Below are 22,083 nucleotides of genomic sequence, written 5' to 3' on the forward strand. Positions count from 1 at the left end.
AGGGTGTCGATCAGTCACCCGGTCCGTCCGGCCCTGGCCGGCGCGGTTGGTCGAGGAGGGCGTGCATGACCACGTTCGGAGACCTGGACGGCCGGCTCGCGCAGGGCTGGGGCGGACGGAAACCCAACGGATGCCGGGTGATCGTGGTGCTGGCGCGCCGCGGCGGCACCACCGCCGCCGGGCTGCTCACCACGCTCACGGTGCCCACCGAGCGGCTCGCGCCGATCCTGGTGTCGGTCGGCGAGACCCCGGACACCTGCACGGCGGTGCAGCCGCCGACCCTGCTGGTGGGCCACGAGGTGGCCGCCTCCGGCCGGACCGCGGCGCTGATCGTCGGCGCCTGTCAGGTCGGCACCGCGCAGGGCGTGCTGGACTCGGTGGCCGAAGGGCTGCTCGAACCCGACCAGGAGACGATGGTGTTCGTCTCGCTGTGGCTGGACCACGACGCCGACGACGAGACCTCGGTCCGCTACTCCGTGCGGGAAGCCGTCGGTGACGCCGTCCGGGACGCCGTCACCGGGCACACCAAGGAGCAGGTGCGCGGCCTGGTCGAGGACCGGGACCGGCTCACCCACCCGTACTACGGGGGAGACTGACCGCGATCAGCGCACCGGGCCGGTGTACTTCTCGCCGGGGCCCTGACCGGGCGCGTCGGGCACGGCGCTGGCCTCGCGGAACGCGCGCTGCAGGCTCTGCAGCCCGTCCCGGATCGGCGCGGCGTGCAGCCCCAGGTACTCGACCGAGGCGGTGACCAGGCCGGCCAGCGCGGTGATCAGCCGCCGCGCCTCGTCCAGGTCGCGGCTCGGCGCGGTGTCCGGGTCCTCGTCGCCCAGGCCGAGCTTCTCGGCGGCGGAGGACATCAGCATCACCGCGGCGCGGCTGATCACCTCGACGCTGGGAACATCCACGAGCTCGCGGACGTTGGTGCCGAAGTCCGCCTCGGCGGGCGAGCTCGATCCCGAGCCCTGCTCCGGAGTGCTTTCGGGGGGCGGGGTCGGCTGCGCGTCGTTCACGACTGGTACCCTGACATGAGCGACCAGCCCCCGCGCAGTCGGGGGCGGCAAAGTGGAGCCCCGCTCCCACCCGTGCAGCCGACTCTCAGGCCGCCGGGTCCCGGTCCCACCGGCGTCGCGCCGGTGGTGCGAGCGGTATTGCGGTACCGGTTCGATCGGTAGGAGTAGGGTCTCGCGGTTCCGGGCATTCCGGAATTCCGCGGGACTACTGCACGTCCAGGGGCGAGCTTCACGCGCCGAGGCTGCAGCAAGACCGAAGCATCGAACCGAGGAGGCCCCATCAGCACGGAGACGCGCATCAACGACCGCATCCGCGTGCCCGAAGTCCGCTTGGTCGGACCGAACGGCGAACAGGTCGGCATCGTCCGCATCGAGGACGCGCTCCGCCTGGCGCAGGAAGCGGATCTGGACCTTGTCGAGGTCGCCCCGCAGGCGCGCCCGCCGGTCTGCAAGCTCATGGACTACGGCAAGTTCAAGTACGAGAGTGCGCAGAAGGCTCGCGAATCGCGCCGCAACCAGCAGCAGACCGTCATCAAGGAGCAGAAGCTCCGGCCGAAGATCGACCCGCACGACTACGAGACGAAGAAGGGTCACGTCACCCGCTTCCTCGGCCAGGGTCACAAGGTCAAGGTGACGATCATGTTCCGCGGTCGTGAGCAGTCGCGTCCCGAGCTGGGCTTTCGTCTGTTGCAGCGGCTGGCCGACGACGTCGCCGAACTGGGGTTCATCGAGGCCAACCCGAAGCAGGACGGCCGGAACATGATCATGGTCCTGGCGCCGCACAAGACGAACAAGACCAAGCCGAAGGCGACCGCGTAAGGCCACCGGACGCATCGGGTGCCGCCCCGGCCGATCGAGCCGGGGCCCCGCCGATGCCTGGTCGGTTGCCGGCGCCGGTCGGGTGCAAGGGCCGATCAGGTCCGCCGTGGAGCCCCGCTCTGCGGCGGACCCCGTATGAGAAGGATTGAGAGATGCCGAAGAACAAGACCCACAGCGGGACCGCGAAGCGCTTCCGGGTCACCGGCAGTGGCAAGCTGCGTCGCGAGCAGGCGGGCCGTCGCCACATCCTGGAGAAGAAGTCCAGCCGGGTGACCCGCCGCCTGGAGGGCACCGAAGCCGTCGCCAAGAACGACGTCAAGCGCATCAACAAGCTCCTGGGCCGCTGAGCCCCGCGCCGCACCGCGGCGAAGGCTCTCCAGCGCTCCAGCCCCCCAGGGCGGTCCGCCGCCCCCGATGAGATCGACAGGACGGACCCGTGGCACGCGTCAAGCGGGCAGTGAACGCCCAGAAGAAGCGCCGCAGCATTCTCGAGCAGGCCAGCGGTTACCGCGGCCAGCGCTCCCGGCTGTACCGCAAGGCCAAGGAGCAGACGCTCCACTCGAACGTCTACGCCTACCGCGACCGGCGCGCCCGCAAGGGTGAGTTCCGCAAGCTGTGGATCACCCGCATCAACGCGGCGACCCGGCAGAACGGCCTCTCCTACAACCGCTTCGTGCAGGGCCTGAAGGCCGCCGAGGTCGAGGTGGACCGGAAGATCCTGGCGGACCTCGCGGTGCGCGACCCGCAGGCCTTCACCGCGCTGGTGGACGTCGCCAAGAAGCACCTGCCGGAAGGTGCGGCCTGATCACCGAGGGCACGCACGAGCAGCAACGGCCCGGGACACCTCCGCTGACGGAGCGATCGTCCCGGGTCGTTGTCGCGCGCAAGCTCACCCGCCGCGCCGGCCGGGACCGCGCGGGCGCCTTCCTCGCGGAGGGCGCGCAGGCGGTCGGTGAGGCGCTCGCCGCGCACGCCGCGGGCCGGGCCGAGGTGCGCGCGCTGTTCGCCACCGAAGAGCAGGCGGCGAAGCTGCCCGAGGTCGACGTCCCGCTGCACGTGGTGACCGACCGGGCTGCGGCCTCGCTGTCGGAGACCGTCACCCCGCAGGGGCTGGTGGCGCTGTGCGCGCTGCCCACCACCACGCCCGCCGAAGCACTGGCCGAACGGCCGCCGCTGGTGGCGGTGCTGCTGGGCGTCTCCGACCCGGGCAACGCCGGGACCGTGGTGCGCGTCGCCGACGCCGCGGGCGCCGGGTCCGTGCTGTTCGCGGGCGACGCCGTGGACCCGTACAACGGCAAGGCGGTGCGCGCGTCCACGGGCAGCGTGTTCCACCTGCCGGTGGCGCGGGACCGGGACGCCTCCGCGGTGCTCGCTGCCTGCCGCGCGGCCGGTCTGCGACTGGTCGGCGCCGACGGGTACGCGGAGGGCGACCTGGATTCGGCCGCCGCCGCCGGGGAGCTGGCCGTGCCGACCGCGTGGGTGTTCGGCAGCGAGGCCCACGGCCTGCCGCCGGAGGTCCTCGCCGAGCTGGACGCGACGCTGCGGGTGCCGATCTACGGCGGCGCGGAGAGCCTGAACCTGGCCACCGCCGCCGCGGTCTGCCTGTACGCCTCCGCGCGGGCCCAGCGGCACCGCGGATAGCCGTCGGCAGCGCCCCGCCCGGGTGAACACGCCCAGGAACGCGGCTGCGCGAAAACCGCTCGACCGGGTCGCTTAGACTCGGGTTGCTGCGGCACGCATCCGCAGGTCACCCAGCAGGTGCAGGCCCATCGGGAGCCCGGCGGGGCGGCCGGGCGAAAAGGGTCGTGCCGGGCGGGTCACGCCGTGCTTGTCCCGCTTGACGAGTGTCGCCTGACGAATGACGGGAGTCATGCAGTAACGATGTCTGGAGCCAACGACTCGTACGACCCCAAAGAGGTCGCCGCGCTCGCGCCGGAGACGCTCGACCGCGCCGCCGTCGAAGCCCGCAAGGGGTTCGAGGAGGCCGCGGACCTCGACGAGCTGGCCGCAGCGAAGCCCGCGCACCTGGGGGAGCGCTCGCCGCTGCTGACGGCCCGCCGGGAGATCGGCGCGCTGCCGCCGAAGGCCCGGTCCGAGGCGGGCAAGCGCGTCAACGAGGCCCGGCAGGCGATTCAGGGTGCGTTCGACGAGCGCCGCGCCGTGCTGCAGGCCGAGCGCGACGAGAAGGTGCTGCGCGAGGAATCCGTGGACGTCACCCTGCCCTCGGGCCGGGTCCCCGCGGGTGCCCGGCACCCCATCACCCAGCTCATCGAGCACGTCGCCGACGTGTTCGTCGCGATGGGCTGGGAGGTCGCCGACGGTCCCGAGCTGGAAGCCGAGTGGTTCAACTTCGACGCGTTGAACTTCGGCAAGGACCACCCGGCGCGCACCATGCAGGACACGTTCCACGTGGGCCCGGAGGACTCGGGGCTGGTGCTGCGCACGCACACCTCGCCGGTGCAGGTCCGGTCGATGCTGAGCCGCGAGCTGCCGGTGTACCTGGTGTGCCCGGGCCGCACGTTCCGCACCGACGAGCTCGACGCCACCCACACCCCGGTGTTCCACCAGGTCGAAGGCCTGGCGGTGGACGAGGGCCTGACGATGGCGCACCTGAAGGGCACGCTGGACGCGTTCGCCCGCGCCATGTTCGGCCCGGAGTCGGTGACGCGGCTGCGCCCGAGCTTCTTCCCGTTCACCGAGCCCTCCGCGGAACTGGACGTGTGGTTCCCGCAGAAGAAGGGCGGCGCGGGCTGGGTCGAGTGGGGCGGCTGCGGCATGGTCGACCCGAACGTGCTGCGCGCCTGCGGCATCGACCCGACCAAGCACACCGGGTTCGCGTTCGGCATGGGCCTGGACCGCACCCTGCAGTTCCGCAACGGCATTCCCGACATGCGCGACATGATCGAGGGCGATGTGCGGTTCACCGAACCGTTCGGCATCGACTCCTGAGCATCGTCCCGCTGCGAGAGAGAAGGACCTGAGCAAGTGCGGATTCCGGTTTCCTGGCTGGCCGAGCACCTCGAGCTGCCCGCGGACACCACCGCCGACACGCTGGCGGAGGCCTTCGTCCGGATCGGGCTGGAGGTCGAGGAGGTCGCCCACCTGTCGCAGGTGAGCGGCCCGTTGGTGGTCGGCCGCGTGGCCGAGATCGAGGAGCTGACCGGCTTCAAGAAGCCCATCCGGTTCTGCCGGGTGGAGGTCGGTGACGACGAGGACGGCGAGCGGCGCACCCAGGGCATCGTGTGCGGCGCGACGAACTTCACCGAGGGCAACCTCGTGGTCGTCGCCATGCCCGGCACGGTGCTGCCCGGCGGGTTCGAGATCGCGTCCCGCAAGACCTACGGGCGCGTCAGCGACGGCATGATCTGCTCGGCCAAGGAGCTGGGCATCGGCGAGGACCACGACGGCATCCTGGTGCTGCCCGCGGGCGTCGCCGACCCGGGAGCGGACGCGACCGAGCTGGTGGGCCTGGACGACGCGGTGATCGAGCTGTCGATCACGCCGGACCGCGGCTACTGCTTCTCGGTGCGCGGCCTGGCCCGCGAGCTGTCCAACGCGCTGGAGGTCCCGTTCGGCGACCCGGCCGCGATGCCGGTGCCGGAGGACGAGCGGGAATCCCGCGCGGTGCGCGTCGAGGACGAGCAGGCGTGCTCCCGGTTCGTGTTCCGCCGGGTGACCGGCGTGGACCCGACGGCGCCGACACCGTGGTGGATGCGGCGCAGGCTGGCGCTGGCGGGCATCCGCTCGATCTCGCTGTCGGTGGACGTCACGAACTACGTGATGCTGGAGCTGGGCCAGCCGCTGCACGCGTGGGACGCCTCGAAGCTCACCGGTGACGTGGTGGTCCGCCGCGCCGCCGAGGGCGAGGAGCTGACCACGCTCGACGACGTGCGGCGCGAGCTGGACCCGGACGACATCGTGATCTGCGACGAGACCGGCCCGGTGAGCCTCGCAGGCGTGATGGGCGGGGCCAGCACCGAGATCGGCCCGGAGACCCACGACGTGCTGCTGGAAGCGGCGAACTGGGACCCGGCGAGCATCGCCCGCAGCATCCGCAGGCACAAGCTGCCCAGCGAGGCGGGCAAGCGCTTCGAGCGCACCGTCGACCCGGCGGTCGCCCCGGTGGCCGCCGAGCTCGCCGCGCAGCTGCTGGTGCGCTACGGCGAGGGCCGCATCGCGCAGGGCCGCACCGACGTGGGAACGCCGCTGGCGCCGCCCGCGGTGACGATGCCGCTGGCGCTGCCGGACAAGATCGCGGGCGTGCTCTACGCGCGCGGCATCACCGCGCACCGGTTGTCGCAGATCGGCTGCCGCATCGAGGTCGGCACCTCCGACGAGGGCGTCGGCCTGGTCACCGCGCACCCGCCGACGTGGCGCCCGGACCTGAAGCAGCCCGCCGACCTGGTGGAGGAGGTGCTGCGGCTGGAGGGCTACCACACGATCCCGTCGCTGCTGCCCGCCGCGCCTCCCGGCCGGGGGCTCACGCCCGAGCAGCGCCGCCGCCGCGCGGTGTCCCGGGCGCTGGCCGCGGACGGCAACGTCGAGGTGCTGCCGTTCCCGTTCACCAGCGACGAAGAGCTCGGCAAGCTCGGCATCGCCGAGGACGACCCGCGCCGCCGCACCCTGTCGCTGCTGAACGCGCTGGAGTCCGACCGCTCCGAACTGGCCACGACGCTGCTGCCGGGACTGCTGGATTCGTTGCAGCGCAACGTGTCCCGCGGTCGCCGCGACCTGGCGCTGTTCCACATCGGACAGGTCGTGCTGCCCGCCGAGCAGGCCTCGGCGCCGCCGGAGGTCGGGGTGGACCAGCGCCCGGCGGACGAGCAGGTCGCCGCGCTGAACGCCGCGCTGCCCGCGCAGCCGGTGCACGCCGCCGTCGTGCTCGCCGGCAAGCGGGAGCGCCAGGGCTGGTGGGGCCCGGGTCGCGAGGCGAACTGGGCCGACGCCGTGGAGGCCGCGCGCACGGTGGCGCGGGCCGCCGGGGTGGAGCTGACGGTGACCGCGGGCGACCTCGCACCGTGGCACCCGGGCCGCTGCGCCGAGCTCAAGGTCGGCGACACCGTGGTGGGTCACGCGGGCGAACTGCACCCGAAGGTCGTCGAGGCGCTCGGCCTGCCGAAGCGGGCCTGCGCGATGGAGATCGACCTGGACGCGCTGCCGCTGCCGGATTCGCGTCCGGCGCCGTCGATCTCGGCCTACCCGCCGGTGCTGCTGGACGTGGCGCTGGTCGTGGACCGGGCGGTGCCCGCGGCGGAACTCGTCGAGGTGGTGCGCTCCGGCGGTGGTGAGCTGCTGGAGGACGTGCGGCTGTTCGACGTGTACTCCGGTGAGCAGCTGGCCGAGGGCAAGAAGTCCCTCGCGCTGGCGCTGCGGTTCCGCGCGGCGGACCGCACGCTCAAGCAGGAGGAGGCCACCGAGGCCCGCGACGCGGCGCTGCAGGCCGCCGAATCCCGCTTCGGAGCGGCGCTGCGCGCCTGATCCGAGAGCAACGCGACGAGGGCGCCCCTTCCAGCCGGGAGGGGCGCCCTTTTCCGTCTCCGGACCGCTGCGGGACGAGCTTCTTCCGCGCGTCCGATTCCGCTGAAAGCACGCCCGTTCCGGAGCGTGCGGAGTAACGCTTCCGGCGGATTCCGCTTGTCCACCCCTGTGCTCGCGAACGTTTTCGGACCTGGCAGAGTCGATCGTGGCAGTGATCGTTGCGAGGGGTGGAGGAGTCGTGTCATGAGCGCTCAGGATCGACTGGTCGCCGGGCGGTACCGGGTGGAGTCGAGGCTGGGCAGTGGCGCGATGGGCGTGGTGTGGAAGGCCTCCGACGAGCGCCTCAACCGCATGGTCGCGGTCAAGGAACTCCACCTGCGCCAATCGTCGAACGACCAGGACGTGCAGACCGCGAAGCGCCGCGCGATCCGCGAAGGCCGGATCACCGCGCGGCTGATGCACCGGCACGCGATCGCGGTCTACGACGTGGTGGAAGAGGACGGGCGACCGTGCCTCATCATGGAATACCTGGATTCGCGGAGCCTCGAAGCGGTGCTCGCGGAACGCGGCACGCTGCCCGTCCTGGAGGTCGCGCAGCTCGGGTCCGACGTGGCCGCCGCGCTGGTCGCCGCGCACGACGCGAAGATCGTGCACCGGGACGTGAAGCCGGGCAACATCCTCGTCGCCGACGAGATCACCAAGATCACCGACTTCGGCATCTCCCGCGCGCTGGGCGACGCGAGCACCACCGGCGTGCTGGCGGGCACCCCCGCCTACCTGGCGCCGGAAGTGGCGCAGGGCGGCAAGGCCGACTTCCACACCGACGTCTACTCGCTGGGTTCCACGCTGTACGCGGCGCTGGAAGGCCGGCCACCGTTCGGCCTCGGCGACAACTCGATCGTGCTGCTGCACCGGGTCGCCTCCGGCGAGTTCGACCCGCCGCAGAACGCGGGCGAACTGGGCCCGGTGCTGCTGCGGATGCTGGCCGCCGAGCCGGCGCAGCGCCCCACCATGCAGCAGGCCCAGCGCGCGCTCGCCGCGGTCGCCGCCGGTGAAGAGCTCCCCGCCGAGTTCACCGCGGTCCCGATCCCCGCCCCGACCCGCCCGTTGCGCGAGGAGAAGCCCGCGCCCGCGCCGGCCCCGGTCGCGGAACCGGCACAGGAGCCCCGGAACCGCGGGCGCTACGGGCTGATCCTGGTGGGCGCGCTGCTCGTCGTCGGCGCCGGCGTGGCGGCCGCGCTGCTGACCGGGAACCTCAGCGGCGACCGCACCGCGGCGCCGCCCTCCACCTCCGAAGAGGTGCAGCCGCGCCCCGAGCCCTCGCCGACGCAGGAACCGGAACCGGCGCCGTCGAGCACCGCGGACGAGCAGACCTCCGCCGAACAGCCCGCGCCGCCGGAGCCACCGCAGCAGCCGGAGACCCCCGACCAGGTCGTCTCCGAGTACTACGCGGCGATGCCCGGGAACCTCGACGCGGCCTGGCAGCAGCTCACCCCCGACTACCAGACCAACCACGCGGGCGGCTACGACGCGTTCCGCGAGTTCTGGGAGCCCATCACCAGCGTGCAGGCCTCCGGGGTGACCACCGAAGGGGCGAACACGGCGCAGGCCACCATCACCTACCGGTTCGACGACGGTCGCACCGTCGAGGAGCGCACCCGCTACACCCTGGTGCAGGACGGCGCCTCCTGGAAGATCGCCGCAACGACGGTCCTGAGCAGCCGGACTCGCTGACCCGCTCCAGGCGAATGGCCCATCCGCCCGTTCTCGTTGGGCGGGTGGGCCATTCACCTGGGTGGTCCGGGGTGCCGGTGGTCAGCGGGGGAGGCGGGGTTCTACCTGGCGGGCGAGCTTCTCGGCTTCGCCGCAGGGGTCGGGAATACCACCGGGGAAGATCTCGTTCACGGTGACGATCGCGACTCCGCCGCCCGCGTCGACGAGGATGTTGCAGATCCCGCGGTCCGTGGCGCCTGCGCTGATACCGGTGGCGGCGGCCCTGCCGTTGATGTCGAACTTCTGGTAGCTGTCCCAGTTCCCGTGGGTCTCGTAGCTGTCGATCGTCTCGTCCTGGTTCTTGTACAAGGTCAGCATGGCGTTCTCGCCCTCGAACGAGCAGCCCGGTTCGAAGGAGACGTCTTCGACGCGTTCAGGCGCACCGCCAACCCCCGCAGCGGCCAAGTCGTCCGGTGTGAAGAACGCGCACGGATCCAGGTCTTTGAGCCCGGAGGCCTTGGGCTGCGGCTCGGGGGAGTTCTGCTCCGACCCCGGGGCCGTGCCCCCCAACGCGCAGCCGGACAGTCCGAGCAGTCCGGCGCAAACAACGGTGGCGAGCAACCGGCGGGAACGTCGGGTCACTGGATACCTCTCTGCATGTCTTCAGCGATCTGATCCTCCGTGGCAGCCGGTCTTTGCCAAGGACTTCAGCCACCTACCACTTCGGCTTCTCCTGGAAGATCGCCGCGACGACGGTCCTGAGCAGCCGGACCCGCTAGTTCACCGCAGGTGAATGGCCCACTCGCCCAATCTGGTCGGGCGAGTGGGCCATTCACTTCGAGGGATCAGCGGGGGAGGCGGGGTTCGACCTGACGGGCGATCTTCTCGGCTTCGCCGCAGGGGTCGGGGACGTCGTCTCGCAGGATGCCGCTGACAGAGACGATCACGACGCCGCCGCCTGCGTTGACGAGCACGTTGCAGATCCCCTGATCGGTTGATCCGGAGGAAACGGCGCGTGCGGCGTCTCGCCCGTTGATGTCGATCTGGTCGTAGCTGTCCCAGCTTCCGCCGGTGGCGTAGCTGGTGACGGTTTGATCTTGGTTCTTGTACAGCGCCAGCAGTCGCACGTCGCCTTCGAAGCTGCAACCGGGCTCGAATGAGAGGTGTTCCACTCGTTCACCTGGGCCTCCTACACCTGCTGCGGCGAGCTCTTCTTGGCTGAGGACGGTGCAGGTGTCGAAGTCTTTGAGTCCCGTCGCTTTCGGTTGTGGTGCGGGTGATTCTTGGCCTTCCCGAGTTCCTCCGAGCGCGCATCCGGACAGGCTCAGCAGCCCGGCGCAGGCGGCGATGGCGATCGACCGGCGGGTACGTCGGTTCACTGGAGCCCTCTCTGCATGTCTTCGGCGATCTGATCTTCGGTGGCACGGTAGTCCTTGGCTGCGGCCCGGAAGGCCTTCGCCTGTTCGTCCAGGTCCTGCTGAAGCTGCTTGATGAGCGCTACCGCCCCGGATTCCGGATTGTTGGCCTTGTCCGCGAACCGCTTGGCGAGCTGCTGCCCGTCCGGGTAGTCGCCGAGCCCCACCACGTGGGTGATCTGGTCGAGTTTGTGCGCCAGCTTCGCCAACTCCCGCACCTCCTCCTCAACCCTCTTCGCCGCCCGTTCCGCCACCTCCGGGTCGAGCGCGAGCTTCCCCGCCCCCACCTGCTGGTTGATCCATTGGGTCTGCGATCGGACCTGGTGCAGTCCTTCCGCCGCCCCGGCGAATCCCCCGTCTCCGCCCGCCATGCGCCCCTCCGCCGGTTGATCACGTGCTTACGGATCGTAGCGAGGTGGTGGCGGTGCGGGTGGTGGTTTCCGCTGCGCCGACCGGGTAGCGCTACACGGCGGCTTCGGCGGGGGCGCGGCGGAGGATGTCGTCGACGGTCTCCTCCGGGGTCTGCTCGGAGGTGTCGAGCCACAGGCCGAGGCGGGGCGTCTCGTCGCGCAGCACGGCGTCGAGCGCCCGGACGGACCACTCGTCGTAGGCGACCTTCCCGCGCGCCGCCTCCCGTGCCCCGATCTCCTCCGGTGTCGGTGCGAGCACCACCAGGTACAGCGGGCGGGTGCGGATGGTGTCCGCGAGTTCGGTGAGGTGTTCGCCGAGCACCACGTCCTGGGTGATGGCGGTGAATCCGGCTGCCGTGTACTGGTCGCAGGACTGGGCGGTGAGCCGGTGGCGCAGCCGCAGTTGCCGCTGCGCTTCGCCGGTCGCTTCGGGCGTCATGTCCGCCCGCCCGTTGATGATCATTCGGCGGAACAGGTCGCCGCGCAGGTGCACCGAGTTCGGCAGTCGTTCGGCGAGCAGCTGCGCCACGGTGGACTTGCCCGCGGCCTGGATTCCGGTGATCACGACGGCGGCGTGCGCGAACTGCTCGGCGGCCATGTGCTGTTCTCCTCGGCGACGCGGATGTCGGGCGGTCCTCGACGGGGCGTCGCGGGTCGGTGGTTCGGCGCGGTTCGGTCGCGATGCGCCTCCGAGGAGATCGACTCCCACCCTAACGCCGACCGGGAGTCCGTTTCGCCGGTTTCGACGGATCGCGTCGTCCGCACCGGATCGTGAGAACCTGCGGGCATGCGGATGCGTCCGGAGCGGAGTGCGGTGCTGTTCGACATCGACGGCACACTGATCGACTCGACGGCGGTCGTCGAGCACGTGTGGTCGCGGGTAGCGGCCGCGTTCGGCGTGCCGCGGGATCCGGTGCTGGCGGTGTGCCACGGGAAGCGCGACGTGGACGTGGCCGCCGAGTTCTTCCCGGAAGCGGTGCGGGCCGAGGTGCTGGCGGAGGTGGCACGGCTGGAACTGGCGGCCGCGGACGCGGTGGTGGCGGTGCCGGGTGCGGCGAACGTGCTGGGGCAGCTCGATCCGCGGCGGTGGGCGGCGGTGACCTCCGGCGGACGCGAGCTGATGATGAGCAGGCTGCGGGCGGCGGGGCTGCCGCTGCCGTGCACGCTGCTCTGCGCGGAGGACGTGTCGCACGGCAAACCGGACCCGGAGGGCTACCTGGCGGCGGCCCGGGAACTGGTGGTGGAGCCGGCGGACTGCGTGGTGGTGGAGGATTCGCCGCCCGGGATCGCGGCCGGGGTCGCCGCGGGCGCCTTGGTCGCGGCCGTGACCACCACGCATCCGCGGGAGGCGCTGGGCGAGGCGCACGTGGTGCTGCCGGAGCTGTCGGCCGTGCTGGGATTGCTCTGATGGTGAAGCTGGACCGGTTGATCAACGTGCTCGGCGGCTACGGGGCGCGGCTGGCGTGCGCGCCGCGCGGGCGGGACGTGGAGCTGCGCGGGGTGGCGCTGCACGATTCCGCGGGCACCGACGAAGTGCTGCTCGCGGTGGGCGTCGAACCCGAGGCGGTCGGCGAGCTGCTGCGGACCACGCAGGCAGCGGTGGTGCTGCTGCGCGAGGTCGACGGCCCGGACCTGGCGCTGGCCCGCGAGCGGGCGGTCGCGGTGGTGCTCGTCGACGGGGACGTGCTGTGGGGGCAGCTGGCGGCCGTCGTCTACGGCCTGGTGCTGGAGGGCCGCGAAACGGAGGCGGGCCGCGGGCCGACCGACCTGTTCGCGCTGGCTGACGCCCTGGCGGCATCGGTGGGCGGCCCGGTGACCATCGAGGACCGGCATTCCGGGGTGCTGGCGTATTCGAGCAGGCAGGAGGCGGCGGACCGGGCGCGGCTGGCGACGATCCTGGGCAGGCGGGTTCCCGCGGAGATCCGCGCCGAGCTGGCCGCGCGCGGCGTGTACGCGCACCTGGCCTCGTCGGACGAGCCGTTCTTCGCCGAGCCGATGCCCGAGTTCCACGGCCGCGCCCTGGTGGCGGTGCGCGCGGGCCGCGAGCTGCTCGGGTCGATCTGGGTGGAGGTGCCGGAGCCGCTGAGCGCGGAGCGGGCCGCGGCGCTGCGCGAAGGTGCCCGCACCGCCTCGCTGCACCTGCTGCGGGCGCGCGCCAGCGCCGACCTGGAGCGGCAGGTCGAATCGGACCTGGTGATCGGCCTGCTGGAGGGTCAGGCGGACGCGACGGCGGTGCTGAGCAGGCTCGGGTTGCGCGGCACCGGTTTCCGGGTGGTGGCGGTCCAGGCCGAGGACGCGCAGGACGCGGCGGTGCTCATCGCGTTCGAGCGCGCCACGTCCGGGTTCGGCTGGGCGCGGCCGGGCCGCAGCGCGCTGTTCGCGAACACCGTCTACACGGTGCTGCCCGAGTCGGAGCCGGGGGAGCGGTGGTTCCGCCGGCTGCTGCGGGAGATGCCCGCGGAGGTGCGGCTGCACGCCGGGATCGGTGGCGTCGCCGACTCCCTGGAGCTGCCGTTGAGCAGGAGGGAAGCGGACGAGAGCCTCGCCGTCGTCGGGTCCCGCGAGGTCGTCGGCTACGACGACGCCTGGCACGAGATCCTGCTGCGCAGGCTCCGCAACGCGGCCGCCGGCGGCCGGGCGCCTGCGCGCGGGCCGGTGCGGCAGCTGCACCGCCACGACGCCGAGCACGGCACCCGCTACGCGGCGACGCTGCGGGAATGGCTGCGCTGCCAGGGAGATCCGGGTGCGGCGGCGCGACGGCTCGGCGTGCACGCGAACACGGTGCGGTACCGGATGCGGAAGATGACCGAGGTGGCGCAGATCGACGTGGCCGACCCGGACCAGCGCATCGCGCTGATCGTCGCCCTGCTCGTCGAATAGTTCCGGATCACCAAACGCGGTCGCCCAGGTTGTGCGGATCGGACAACCGGACGGGCGTCGTGGCCCCGCACACTCGGATGCAGCCGAGTCGAGGAGGGCGAACATGGCTGGCAACGACCAGACGCCGCGGCACGTGGTGGTCGCGGGTGCCGGTGCCGTCGGGTTGTCGACGGCGTGGTTCTTGCAGGAGCACGGCGTGCAGGTCACGGTCGTGGACCGGGACGGCGTGGCCGCCGGTTCGTCCTGGGGCAACGCGGGCTACCTGGCCCCGGCGTTCTCCATCCCGCTGCCGGAGCCGAGCGTGCTGCGCTACGGGCTGCGGTCGCTGCTGGACCGCAACGCCCCGCTGTACGTGCCCGCGAAGGTCGACCCGGGCCTGTGGGCGTTCCTGGCGCGGTTCGCCGCGCACTGCAACATGCGCTCGTGGCGGCGATCGATGCAGCCGTTCGTGCCGATGAACAACGAGTGCCTGGACGCGTTCGACGCGCTCACCGCCGGTGGGGTGGAGGCCCCGACGCGGTCCGCGCCGATCACCGCCGGGTTCGAGAAGGCCGAGCAGGTCGCCGACCTGCGCCGCGAGTTCGACCTGATCCGCGAGTCCGGGCAGGACGTGCGGGTCGTGGAGTCCTCGGTCACCGAAGCGCGGGTGCCGCAGCTGTCCTCGCACATCGAGGCGGTGCTGCGCATCGAGGGCCAGCGCTACGTGGATCCCGGCGAGTTCGTGCGCTCCCTCGCCCGCTCGGTGGAGCAGCGCGGCGGCACGATCCGCACCGGTTTCGCCGTGCAGGACGTGCGGCGCGAGCGGGACGGTGTGGTGCTGCGCTCCGCCGACGACGCGATCACCGCCGACTCGGTGGTGCTCGCGACCGGTGCCTGGCTGAGCTCGCTGGCGAAGCCGCTGGGCGTGCGGACCGCGGTGCGCGCCGGACGCGGCTACTCGTTCACCGTGCCCACCGAGGAACCGGTGCCCGGCCCGATCTACCTGCCCGCCGTGCGGGTGGCCTGCACGCCGTACCAGGGCGGGCTGCGGGTGGCCGGGACCATGGAGTTCCGCTCCCCGGATGCGAAGCTCTACCCGGAGCGCATCGCCGCCATCGAGCGCTCGGCGAAGCCGCTGCTGCGCGGCGTGTCCTGGGCGGATCGCAAGGACGACTGGGTCGGCGGGCGTCCCGTCACCCCCGACGGGCTGCCGTTGATCGGCGCGACCGCGATGCCCGACGTGTTCGTCGCCGGTGGGCACGGCATGTGGGGCCTCACCCTCGGTCCGCTGACCGGGCGGCTGCTGTCCGAGCAGATCGTCACCGGCAAGCAGCCCGACCAGTTGCGCCCGTTCAACCCGCTGCGCTGACGCGCCACGAAGACCACTTCCTGGAGAGCAGGGGTCGCCGCTCACGAAGCGGCGGCCCCTGCCCGCGTTTCCACCCCCTCACCGTGCGGCTGCGGGAGCTTCGCGCGGGTTCGTCATCGCAGGTGAGTGGCCCATTCGCCCAGTGTGGTCGGGCAGGTGGGCCATTCACCTGGAGTCAGTTGGGGTTCTGGAACTTGTCCTTCTCGGTTTGGGGGAGGTGGCAGCCGGTGCTGCCGGAGAGGACGGTGCGTTTGGCGGTGCCGAAGCGGTAGCCGGCGCCGTAGTTGTCGCTGCCGACGATCTGGTGGTCGGAGGGTCGGTTGACGACGGTTTCGGGTGGGGTGAAGCCGTATTCGGCGCTGATGCGGGCGACGATCTGTTCGGCGCGGGGCCATTCGGGGTCGGGGAGGTTGCCTTCGGCTGACCAGACTCCGAGGGTTTGGCTTTCGGCGGTGGTCGTGAACTCGTTGAAGCCGGTGCAGCCGGAGTTGTGCAGTTCCCGGACGTAGTTCCAGCTGATCCAGGGGTAGGCGACTGCCAGTTCGTCCCTGACTCTGGTCAACATCTCCTGGTAGCGAGCACTGGCCTCTTCCATGCTGGGCCTGCTCATGAGTTCGGCACGTTGTTCTTCCATGCTTGCGCCAAGCTCCGGCCCCGGTTCGCCCAAGGCACACCCGCTGAGGCTCAGGGCGAGCGCCGCGACAGCCGCGAGTCGATTCACTGTTCACGTCCTCGTGAGTGCGGTTCGGGGTGAGGTCAGTTCGGGTCGCCTTGTCCGGTGAGCTCGTCCTTGGCGGCTTGGGGGAGGTGGCAGCCGGTGCTGCCGGAGAAGGAGGTGCGCTTTCCACTTCCGAGGTTGTAGGTGGCGCCGTACTGGTCGGAGGTGGTGACGTCGTGCTGTGCGGGGCGGTCGGCGAGGACTCGGGGTGGGGTGAAGCCGTAGTCGCCGGTGACCTTCGCGAAGATCTGTTCGGCGCGGGGCCATTCGTTGTCGGGGATGTTGCCTTCGGTGCCCCAGATGTCGAGTGTCCAGCCTTCGGCGTCGTCCTTGTAGGCGTCGAAGTCCGCACAGCTGGCCCTGTTGACTCCCTGGACCTGCATCCACTGCATCCAGGGGAAGGCAGTGCCGAGTTCCGCTTTGAGCTTGGCGTCCAGCTCCGAGTACCGCTGGTGGACCTCTTCGATGCTCGGGCGGCGCATCAGCTCGGCTTCTTGATCGTCCATGCTGCCTCCCCACTCGGCAACCAGTTCGTTGCCGCAGCTCGTGAGGCACAGGAGCAGCGCCGCGATGACCGCGATTCGTTTCACCATCGATGTCTTCGTGAGTGCCAGCCGGTGCGAGGTCAGTTCGGTTCGCCTTGCCCGGCGATCTTGTCCTTCTCCGCTTGGGGGAGGTGGCAGCCGGTGCTGCCGGAGAGAGCGACGTTCTTTGCGGCGCCGAAGCGGTACCCGGCGCCGTAATTGTCGCTGCCGACGACCTGGTGGTCTGCCGGGCGGCTGACGACGGTTTCGGGTGGTGTGAAGCCGAATTCGGCGGTGACTCGGGCGACGATCTGTTCTGCCTGCGGCCACTCTTGGTCGGAGATGCCGCCCTTGGCCCACCATACTCCGAGAGTTTGGCTCTCGGCGGTGTAGGTGAAGTCGTCGAAGTCGGAGCATCCGGCGCGGGTGAGTTCCTGGCTCTGCTCCCACTGCATTCGCGGGAAGGCGGCACTGAGTTCGTCACGGATGCGGCTCTGCATCTCCAGGTAGCGAGCGCTGGCCTCTCCCATGGTGGGCCTGCTCATGAGTTCGGCTCGCTGTTCTTCCATGCTGTCTCCAAAATCCGGCCCCGGTTCGCCCAGAGCGCACCCGCTGAGGCTCAGAGCGAGCACCGCGAGGGCTGCGAAGCGTTTCATGGTCCGTCCTCGTTCCCGGTCGGTCATCCCGAGCTGTCCACGGCGCGGTCCGGGATTCCGGCCGCGACGACGCTGGCGTTGTACTGGCTGGTGTTTCCGTGCGTGAGGTAGCCGCTCGGGCCACCGGTGTTGTGCCCGGTCGATTCCTTGAGGTGCTGGCCGTCGGGAGCGATGGCCTCGTCCGTGGACAGGTTGTCGATGCCGGGTTTCCACGACGGATCGCCACCGAAGGCGCCGAAATCGGCGACGGGGTCCCAGGACGATTCGAGGTTGTAGAACCGGTCCTCCGGGACCTTGAGTTCATCGGTCCAGAACGCCCCCACACCGGGGGAACCCAAGGTGAGCGCTGCATCGACGCCCGTTCCCTCTTGGCGCAGCGCGAAACCGGTCGTGGTGGAACCGTAGGAGTGCCCCATGGCGACCAGGTTCGGGTCGTCGGTGCGGGACTCGTTGACACCGCGGTAGAAGTCGGCCAGGTCCTTGCTGCCGAGAAGGGCGGCTACGGGGCTCGCGACGGAATCGTTCGGATCGAGCGTCTCGGACAACTGCGGTGCTTCGTACCCGAGCCAGCTCACCGCCGCGATCTTGCCGCCGTCCCCGTACTGGTTCGACTGCTGCTGCGCATCATTGCGCAGCTGCGCCATGCTCCGGTCGTAGTCACCGAGACTGCCGCCTTCGACGCTGCTGTTCATACCCGGCGTGAACACGGTGACGTGCTCCGCCGTGTCGACGTTCCCCACCGCGACGGCGGCCTTGGTGCGTTCGCCGGAGGTGTCCAGCACGAGCAGCTGACGATCCCCTTGGCTGAGCACGGATTCCACGTTGTCCAGCGACTTCAGCTTCGCGTTCACCTGGTCCAGCTGACGCTGGTAGGCCGCCTCGACGAAGCCTCCGCCTGGGATCGGCATGGACTTGTCGACCAGGCCGCGCAACCGAGCCGCCTGGGCTTGGAGATCGGCCCGCTCGTCGTCGATCTTGTTGACGTTGGCGGTGTGGCGGACGGTGGCGGGGATGCCGTCCATGCCGCCGAGCCAGGCCGGGGGAGAGGCGGCGAGCGCGGATTTCGTTTCGGCGGGCAGGGATTTCCACCATTCGGCGTTCTGCGCCGGGTCGCCGGGCGGCGGCGGTTCGACGGTCTCGCCGAGGCCGCGGGCGTCGCCGAGGGCGGCCGCGTCGGCGAGAGTCTTCGCGCCGCGGGTGTCCATCAGGTCCCGGTCGGCGTCGCCGAGGACCTTGGCGAGTTCGCGGTCCGCGTCGTCGGCGCGCGCGAGGAGCCGTTCCACCCGGTGGACGAGGTCGGGCCGGATCCGGTCGTGCCGGTCGGCGTCGACGTCGGCGGCCTCGTCGGGGCGGATGCCCGGCGGGGTGCCGAGATCCTCGACCCGGCCGTCGTCGGTGATCGCGAAGTGGTGGGCGTGCGCGAGCGCTTCGGCCTCGGCCAGCTCGTTCCCGACCGCCCGGATCTCGTCCGCGGTGGCGATGGCGGTGGTGCGGACGGTGGAGATCTCCAGGACGAGTTCGCGGAGCCGTTCGCCGAGCTTCGCGTGCTCGGTGGTGGCGGCGTCGGCGGCCTTGCCACTCCAATCGCGGGGTCGCCCCGAGGCGGCGAGCTCGTCGTCGAGCTGCACGAGCCGATCCTGCCGGTCCTTGAGCAGGTCGATGGCATCGTCGAGCAGGTCCGCGTTCCATCGCCGCAGGTCACCGAGGCGCACCATCACGCACCGCCTCCGGTGGCGTCGAGGTCGCGCGCGGCGTCGCCTTCGCGGCCGTCGTAGTCGCGGGCGCTGCCGGACAGCGAGTCCGCGTAGTGCTCGGCGTCCCGGTCCCACCCGTCGACGGTGCCGCGCCAGCTGCCGCCGGTGCGTTCGGCGGCGGGCGCCGATGCCGAGCCCGGCATCGCTTCGGCGATCTTGTCGGTGGCCGGTTCCAGCCGCACCGACCTGGCCTGTTCGGCGGCGGACCGGGCGGCTTTCGCCGCGTCCTCCAGCGCCTTCGTGACGACCTCGTAGCCCATGCACCCCTCCTCGCGGGGCAGGACACTAACAGCGCGAGGTGGTGGGGATGCCGGATTCCGGGCGATCTCCGCGCCGGGTCACACCCGCCCGGAACCGATCGCGCGCAGGAAGGCGCCGAACGCGTCCCGGCTCACCGCGAGCACCGGGCCCGCCGCGTCCTTGGAGTCCCGGATGCCGACGACGGACGGCTGCACGGCGATCTCCACGCAGGCGCCGCCGTTTCCCTGGCTGCGACTGGCCTTTCGCCAGTCGGCGGTGGCGGGCACGAACGCGATCTCGACGCACTGGCCACCGCTGGAGCTGCTGCGGCTCGATGTGCGCCAGATTGCTGTCGAGAAGTCGGGGTGCATGATCGCCCTTTCGATGATCGCCTAGTCGTGCGTGGCGGCCACCTTAGCGATGAAATCTTGCGACTCCTGCTCCGGCAGCGCAGCCGCCCGCAGCCGTTCGAAGACGATGCTGTAGCGCGTGAACTCCGTCGGCTCGTGAAGGTAGGTGGCTCCCAGCACGTCTTCGAGGTAGACGGCCGAGAGCTGTTGCTCAGCAAGGTGAAGCAGAGTTGCGGATGACGCCACCGAGATCCGGTTCGGCACGCTGAACGGGAGCACCCTGACGTCCACGTTCGGCTTGGATGCCGTTTCGACCAGGTGCTCCAGCTGGGCACGCATGATCGTCCCGCTGCCTTGAACGCGGCGAAGCGCGGTTTCACTGAGGACGACCTGCAAGTTCAGCGGTTTGTGCCGACGGGTGAGGACCGATTGGCGATCGAGCCGGGTCTGCACCTGGCGTTCGATCATCCTCGGGTCTGCGGCAGGTTCCCAGGCGTGGATCATCGAGCGGGCGTAGTCGTGCGTCTGTAGCAGCCCGGTCACGCTTTCCACCTCGTAGATCCGCATGTCCGTAGCCGCGTACTCCAACGCGTGGAATCGCTGGAACCAGTCGGGGACCGCGTCCCGGTAGGTGGTGCGGCGCGGGCTGCGCCGGGGGAGTTGGCTTGCGAGGCCGATCAGGTACTTCCGCCGCTTGGCGGGCGCGTCGTAGAGCGCGGACAGCTTCTCGACCTCGGCCGTGGTGATGCCCTGCTTGCCGCTCTCGATCTTGCTGATCTTCGGTGCGGTGCCGCCGACCACGGCTGCCGCCGCCGCGGCCGTGCACTCGGCTTCTTCGCGCAGGCGGCGCAGTTCGATGCCGAGCTGGATCTTGAGCATCTTCGGGTCCGGTGCCATGCGGATCATGATTCCCCCTGCCTGCTCGCCCGGAAAGCACGTTCACCGGATTCAGCGATCGTTTACGAGCAAGTTGCTCAGTAGCGTTTCGCCATCGACGGTTGATCTACGAAAGGACTCCGCCATGCACGACGACCCCGAAGCCGAACTCCTCCGCGCCCTCCGCGAGGGCGCCCGCCCGCGCCCGTTCGCGGTCTACGAGCTGACCGGCGAGGACGGTGAAGTCCTCGACGCGGACGTCTGCGCGTGGGGCCTGGACATCAGCGGCGAGTGCCCGTCGGACCAGGTGCCGCCGGGGGCGGTGTTCGTGGGGCCGGGAGGCCTGAAGGGCGACGCTGATTCCGCCGAGCGGGTCCGCGCGATGTTCGAGATCGTCGGGGACGTGCGGCTCGTCTGGCTCTGAAGTGCCCACCGGGAGTGCGGTACCCCGGCCGGGAACCCGGCTCGTTCGTGAGTCCGGCCCGCGCGTGAGTCCGGCCCGCTCGGGAGCCCTGTCCGATCGGAAACCAGGCCCGCGCGTGAGTCCGGCCCGCTCGGGAGCCCTGTCCGATCGGAAGCCAGGCCCGCGCGTGAGTCCGGCCCGCTCGGGAGCCCTGTCCGATCGGAAACCAGGCCCGCGCGTGAGTCCGGCCCGCTCGGGAGCCCTGTCCGATCGGAAACCAGGCCCGCTCGGAAACCCGGCCCGGTCGCGAGCCCCGTCCAGTCGTGGCCCGGCCCGGCAGGGAAGCCCGCCTCGCGCGTGAAGCCGACGTCGCGCCGACCACCGCGCACGTGGCCACCCCCATTCTTGATTGATGTTGCATGGCAATGCATAATCATCCGCATGGCGATTCGGGTGGCAGTGGCGGGTGCGAGCGGCTACGCGGGCGGGGAACTCCTCCGCCTGCTGCTGGCGCACCCCGAAGTCGAGATCGGAACGTTGACCGCCGGGGGCAACGCGGGCACCAAGCTCGGCGCGCACCACCCGAACCTGCTGCCGCTCGCCGACCGCGAGCTCACCGAGACCACCGTCGCCGAACTCTCCGGCCACGACGTCGTGTTCCTCGCGCTGCCGCACGGGCACTCCGCGGCGATCGCCGCCGAACTCGGTGCCGACACCCTCGTCATCGACTGCGGTGCCGACCACCGGCTCGGCGACCCGGAGGCGTGGACCCGCTGGTACGGCGGCGACCACCCCGGCACCTGGCCCTACGGCGTCCCGGAGCTCCCCGGCAAGCGGGCGGAACTGCGCACCGCGAACCGGATCGCCGTCGCGGGCTGCTTCCCCACGGTGGCCTCGCTGGCGCTGGCACCCGCCTTCGCCGCCGGTCTCATCGCGCCCGAAGCGCAGGTCGTCGCCGTCACCGGCACCTCCGGCGCGGGCCGCGCGCTCAAACCGCACCTGCTGTCCGCCGAGGTCATGGGCTCGGCCAGCGCGTACGGCGTCGCGGGCGCGCACCGGCACACCCCGGAGATGGTGCAGAACCTCAGCGCCGTCGCGGGCGAACCCGTCGCGGTGTCCTTCACGCCCGTGCTCGCGCCGATGCCGCGCGGCATCCTCGCCACCTGCAGCGCCCCGCTGCGCGGCGACCTCGACACCGCCGCCGCCCGCAAGGTCTACCTGGACGCCTACGGCGACGAGCCGTTCGTGCAGGTGCTGCCCGAGGGTTCCTGGCCGCAGACCTCCGCGACGCTCGGCGCCAACACGGTGCACCTGCAGGTCGCGGTGGACGCCGACGCGCGGCGGCTCGTCGTCATCGGGGCCGAGGACAACCTCACCAAGGGCACCGCCGGTGGCGCCGTGCAGTGCATGAACCTCGCCAAGGGACTGCCCGAGACCACCGGCCTGCCGCTCGCCGGGATCGCCCCGTGATCCCCCGGGGCCCCGC

The 22,083-nt window shown here is 71.2% G+C and carries 25 protein-coding genes; 13 read left to right on the forward strand and 12 right to left on the reverse strand.

The features are described 5' to 3' along the window. Positions 1-65 precede the first annotated feature (65 nt). On the forward strand, positions 66-596 hold the full coding sequence (locus ABZ805_RS15065) for a formaldehyde-activating enzyme (protein ID WP_358439761.1): 531 nt from the start codon (positions 66-68) through the stop codon (positions 594-596). A 6-nt stretch (positions 597-602) separates the two neighbouring features. Here the strand turns inward: ABZ805_RS15065 and ABZ805_RS15070 are convergent, their stop codons facing one another. Next, entirely contained in the window at positions 603-908 is a 306-nt protein-coding gene (locus ABZ805_RS15070) for a DUF1844 domain-containing protein (RefSeq protein WP_344931391.1), read from the reverse strand. A 384-nt stretch (positions 909-1,292) separates the two neighbouring features. Between ABZ805_RS15070 and infC the strand changes: the two genes are divergently transcribed. The 7 genes from infC to ABZ805_RS15105 all read left to right on the forward strand — a co-directional run bounded on the left by infC (position 1,293) and on the right by ABZ805_RS15105 (position 9,044). Further along, positions 1,293-1,832 carry a translation initiation factor IF-3 gene (infC, locus tag ABZ805_RS15075; protein ID WP_184485502.1) on the forward strand — a complete coding sequence of 180 codons (540 nt, stop codon included), beginning with the start codon at positions 1,293-1,295 and terminating at the stop codon, positions 1,830-1,832. Positions 1,833-1,984: 152 nt separating this feature from the next. Continuing rightward, entirely contained in the window at positions 1,985-2,179 is a 195-nt protein-coding gene (gene rpmI / locus ABZ805_RS15080; RefSeq protein WP_224960145.1) for a 50S ribosomal protein L35, read from the forward strand. Between the two features lie 89 nt (positions 2,180-2,268). Then, the gene (gene rplT, locus ABZ805_RS15085) at positions 2,269-2,637 is read left to right on the forward strand and encodes a 50S ribosomal protein L20 (protein WP_358439764.1); all 369 of its coding nucleotides are present in this window, start codon (positions 2,269-2,271) and stop codon (positions 2,635-2,637) included. Then, positions 2,637-3,473 carry an RNA methyltransferase gene (locus ABZ805_RS15090; protein ID WP_358439851.1) on the forward strand — a complete coding sequence of 279 codons (837 nt, stop codon included), beginning with the start codon at positions 2,637-2,639 and terminating at the stop codon, positions 3,471-3,473. The genes rplT and ABZ805_RS15090 overlap by 1 nt, the downstream gene beginning before the upstream one ends. Before the next feature lie 240 nt (positions 3,474-3,713). Further along, positions 3,714-4,781 (forward strand): phenylalanine--tRNA ligase subunit alpha, encoded by a 1,068-nt coding sequence (gene pheS / locus ABZ805_RS15095; RefSeq protein ID WP_358439766.1) that lies wholly within the window; start codon positions 3,714-3,716, stop codon positions 4,779-4,781. Positions 4,782-4,817: 36 nt separating this feature from the next. Next, the gene (gene pheT, locus ABZ805_RS15100; RefSeq protein ID WP_358439769.1) at positions 4,818-7,310 is read left to right on the forward strand and encodes a phenylalanine--tRNA ligase subunit beta; all 2,493 of its coding nucleotides are present in this window, start codon (positions 4,818-4,820) and stop codon (positions 7,308-7,310) included. 243 nt (positions 7,311-7,553) lie between these two features. Further along, positions 7,554-9,044 (forward strand): protein kinase, encoded by a 1,491-nt coding sequence (locus ABZ805_RS15105; protein WP_358439772.1) that lies wholly within the window; start codon positions 7,554-7,556, stop codon positions 9,042-9,044. Between the two features lie 81 nt (positions 9,045-9,125). Here ABZ805_RS15105 and ABZ805_RS15110 read toward each other — a convergent pair whose 3' ends face one another. The 4 genes from ABZ805_RS15110 to ABZ805_RS15125 all read right to left on the reverse strand — a co-directional run bounded on the left by ABZ805_RS15110 (position 9,126) and on the right by ABZ805_RS15125 (position 11,446). After that, positions 9,126-9,665: a DUF3558 domain-containing protein gene (locus tag ABZ805_RS15110; protein ID WP_358439775.1), complete on the reverse strand. Its 540-nt coding sequence runs from the start codon at positions 9,663-9,665 to the stop codon at positions 9,126-9,128. A gap of 203 nt (positions 9,666-9,868) precedes the next feature. Further along, on the reverse strand, positions 9,869-10,402 hold the full coding sequence (locus tag ABZ805_RS15115; RefSeq protein ID WP_358439778.1) for a DUF3558 domain-containing protein: 534 nt from the start codon (positions 10,400-10,402) through the stop codon (positions 9,869-9,871). After that, positions 10,399-10,809 (reverse strand): hypothetical protein, encoded by a 411-nt coding sequence (locus tag ABZ805_RS15120; RefSeq protein WP_358439781.1) that lies wholly within the window; start codon positions 10,807-10,809, stop codon positions 10,399-10,401. The genes ABZ805_RS15115 and ABZ805_RS15120 overlap by 4 nt, the downstream gene beginning before the upstream one ends. Before the next feature lie 91 nt (positions 10,810-10,900). Further along, on the reverse strand, positions 10,901-11,446 hold the full coding sequence (locus ABZ805_RS15125; RefSeq protein WP_358439784.1) for an AAA family ATPase: 546 nt from the start codon (positions 11,444-11,446) through the stop codon (positions 10,901-10,903). Positions 11,447-11,635: 189 nt separating this feature from the next. Between ABZ805_RS15125 and ABZ805_RS15130 the strand changes: the two genes are divergently transcribed. The 3 genes from ABZ805_RS15130 (at position 11,636) to ABZ805_RS15140 (ending at position 15,076) form a co-directional block, all read left to right on the forward strand. Beyond that, positions 11,636-12,256: an HAD-IA family hydrolase gene (locus ABZ805_RS15130; protein WP_358439786.1), complete on the forward strand. Its 621-nt coding sequence runs from the start codon at positions 11,636-11,638 to the stop codon at positions 12,254-12,256. Then, entirely contained in the window at positions 12,256-13,728 is a 1,473-nt protein-coding gene (locus ABZ805_RS15135) for a helix-turn-helix domain-containing protein (RefSeq protein WP_358439789.1), read from the forward strand. The genes ABZ805_RS15130 and ABZ805_RS15135 overlap by 1 nt, the downstream gene beginning before the upstream one ends. A gap of 103 nt (positions 13,729-13,831) precedes the next feature. Beyond that, positions 13,832-15,076 carry an FAD-dependent oxidoreductase gene (locus ABZ805_RS15140; protein ID WP_358439792.1) on the forward strand — a complete coding sequence of 415 codons (1,245 nt, stop codon included), beginning with the start codon at positions 13,832-13,834 and terminating at the stop codon, positions 15,074-15,076. A 175-nt stretch (positions 15,077-15,251) separates the two neighbouring features. Here the strand turns inward: ABZ805_RS15140 and ABZ805_RS15145 are convergent, their stop codons facing one another. The 7 genes from ABZ805_RS15145 to ABZ805_RS15175 all read right to left on the reverse strand — a co-directional run bounded on the left by ABZ805_RS15145 (position 15,252) and on the right by ABZ805_RS15175 (position 20,215). Further along, positions 15,252-15,797, reverse strand: coding sequence for an LppA family lipoprotein (locus tag ABZ805_RS15145; RefSeq protein ID WP_358439795.1), 546 nt, complete (start codon positions 15,795-15,797; stop codon positions 15,252-15,254). 35 nt (positions 15,798-15,832) lie between these two features. After that, on the reverse strand, positions 15,833-16,300 hold the full coding sequence (locus ABZ805_RS15150; protein ID WP_358439798.1) for an LppA family lipoprotein: 468 nt from the start codon (positions 16,298-16,300) through the stop codon (positions 15,833-15,835). A gap of 119 nt (positions 16,301-16,419) precedes the next feature. Continuing rightward, positions 16,420-16,974, reverse strand: coding sequence for an LppA family lipoprotein (locus ABZ805_RS15155; RefSeq protein WP_358439801.1), 555 nt, complete (start codon positions 16,972-16,974; stop codon positions 16,420-16,422). A gap of 23 nt (positions 16,975-16,997) precedes the next feature. Continuing rightward, positions 16,998-18,689, reverse strand: coding sequence for an alpha/beta hydrolase (locus ABZ805_RS15160; RefSeq protein ID WP_358439804.1), 1,692 nt, complete (start codon positions 18,687-18,689; stop codon positions 16,998-17,000). Next, the gene (locus tag ABZ805_RS15165) at positions 18,689-18,988 is read right to left on the reverse strand and encodes a hypothetical protein (RefSeq protein WP_358439806.1); all 300 of its coding nucleotides are present in this window, start codon (positions 18,986-18,988) and stop codon (positions 18,689-18,691) included. The genes ABZ805_RS15160 and ABZ805_RS15165 overlap by 1 nt, the downstream gene beginning before the upstream one ends. A 78-nt stretch (positions 18,989-19,066) precedes the next feature. After that, positions 19,067-19,339, reverse strand: a complete 273-nt coding sequence (locus ABZ805_RS15170; RefSeq protein WP_358439809.1) for a DUF397 domain-containing protein — start codon at positions 19,337-19,339, stop codon at positions 19,067-19,069. Positions 19,340-19,360: 21 nt separating this feature from the next. Beyond that, positions 19,361-20,215, reverse strand: a complete 855-nt coding sequence (locus ABZ805_RS15175; RefSeq protein WP_358439812.1) for a DUF5753 domain-containing protein — start codon at positions 20,213-20,215, stop codon at positions 19,361-19,363. Between the two features lie 124 nt (positions 20,216-20,339). Here ABZ805_RS15175 and ABZ805_RS15180 point away from each other — a divergent pair, with 124 nt between their 5' ends. Both ABZ805_RS15180 and argC read left to right on the forward strand, forming a co-directional pair. Beyond that, on the forward strand, positions 20,340-20,618 hold the full coding sequence (locus ABZ805_RS15180) for a hypothetical protein (RefSeq protein WP_358439815.1): 279 nt from the start codon (positions 20,340-20,342) through the stop codon (positions 20,616-20,618). Positions 20,619-21,038: 420 nt separating this feature from the next. After that, positions 21,039-22,067, forward strand: coding sequence for an N-acetyl-gamma-glutamyl-phosphate reductase (argC, locus tag ABZ805_RS15185; protein ID WP_358439817.1), 1,029 nt, complete (start codon positions 21,039-21,041; stop codon positions 22,065-22,067). Positions 22,068-22,083: the final 16 nt, after the last annotated feature.

Source organism: Saccharopolyspora sp. NPDC047091 (assembly GCF_040643635.1).
Classification (GTDB): domain Bacteria; phylum Actinomycetota; class Actinomycetes; order Mycobacteriales; family Pseudonocardiaceae; genus Saccharopolyspora_C.

Bases quoted from the DNA above. Each gene is read 5' to 3' on its own strand.
- ABZ805_RS15175 (WP_358439812.1), bottom strand. From the start codon at position 20,215: ATGGCACCGGACCCGAAGATGCTCAAGATCCAGCTCGGCATCGAACTG.
- ABZ805_RS15180 (WP_358439815.1), top strand. From the start codon at position 20,340: ATGCACGACGACCCCGAAGCCGAACTCCTCCGCGCCCTCCGCGAGGGC.
- ABZ805_RS15130 (WP_358439786.1), top strand. From the start codon at position 11,636: ATGCGGATGCGTCCGGAGCGGAGTGCGGTGCTGTTCGACATCGACGGC.
- argC (WP_358439817.1), top strand. From the start codon at position 21,039: ATGGCGATTCGGGTGGCAGTGGCGGGTGCGAGCGGCTACGCGGGCGGG.
- ABZ805_RS15125 (WP_358439784.1), bottom strand. From the start codon at position 11,446: ATGGCCGCCGAGCAGTTCGCGCACGCCGCCGTCGTGATCACCGGAATC.
- ABZ805_RS15160 (WP_358439804.1), bottom strand. From the start codon at position 18,689: ATGGTGCGCCTCGGTGACCTGCGGCGATGGAACGCGGACCTGCTCGAC.
- ABZ805_RS15150 (WP_358439798.1), bottom strand. From the start codon at position 16,300: ATGGACGATCAAGAAGCCGAGCTGATGCGCCGCCCGAGCATCGAAGAG.
- ABZ805_RS15105 (WP_358439772.1), top strand. From the start codon at position 7,554: ATGAGCGCTCAGGATCGACTGGTCGCCGGGCGGTACCGGGTGGAGTCG.
- ABZ805_RS15165 (WP_358439806.1), bottom strand. From the start codon at position 18,988: ATGGGCTACGAGGTCGTCACGAAGGCGCTGGAGGACGCGGCGAAAGCC.
- ABZ805_RS15135 (WP_358439789.1), top strand. From the start codon at position 12,256: ATGGTGAAGCTGGACCGGTTGATCAACGTGCTCGGCGGCTACGGGGCG.
- ABZ805_RS15065 (WP_358439761.1), top strand. From the start codon at position 66: ATGACCACGTTCGGAGACCTGGACGGCCGGCTCGCGCAGGGCTGGGGC.
- pheS (WP_358439766.1), top strand. From the start codon at position 3,714: ATGTCTGGAGCCAACGACTCGTACGACCCCAAAGAGGTCGCCGCGCTC.
- ABZ805_RS15120 (WP_358439781.1), bottom strand. From the start codon at position 10,809: ATGGCGGGCGGAGACGGGGGATTCGCCGGGGCGGCGGAAGGACTGCAC.
- ABZ805_RS15170 (WP_358439809.1), bottom strand. From the start codon at position 19,339: ATGCACCCCGACTTCTCGACAGCAATCTGGCGCACATCGAGCCGCAGC.
- ABZ805_RS15155 (WP_358439801.1), bottom strand. From the start codon at position 16,974: ATGAAACGCTTCGCAGCCCTCGCGGTGCTCGCTCTGAGCCTCAGCGGG.
- ABZ805_RS15140 (WP_358439792.1), top strand. From the start codon at position 13,832: ATGGCTGGCAACGACCAGACGCCGCGGCACGTGGTGGTCGCGGGTGCC.
- rpmI (WP_224960145.1), top strand. From the start codon at position 1,985: ATGCCGAAGAACAAGACCCACAGCGGGACCGCGAAGCGCTTCCGGGTC.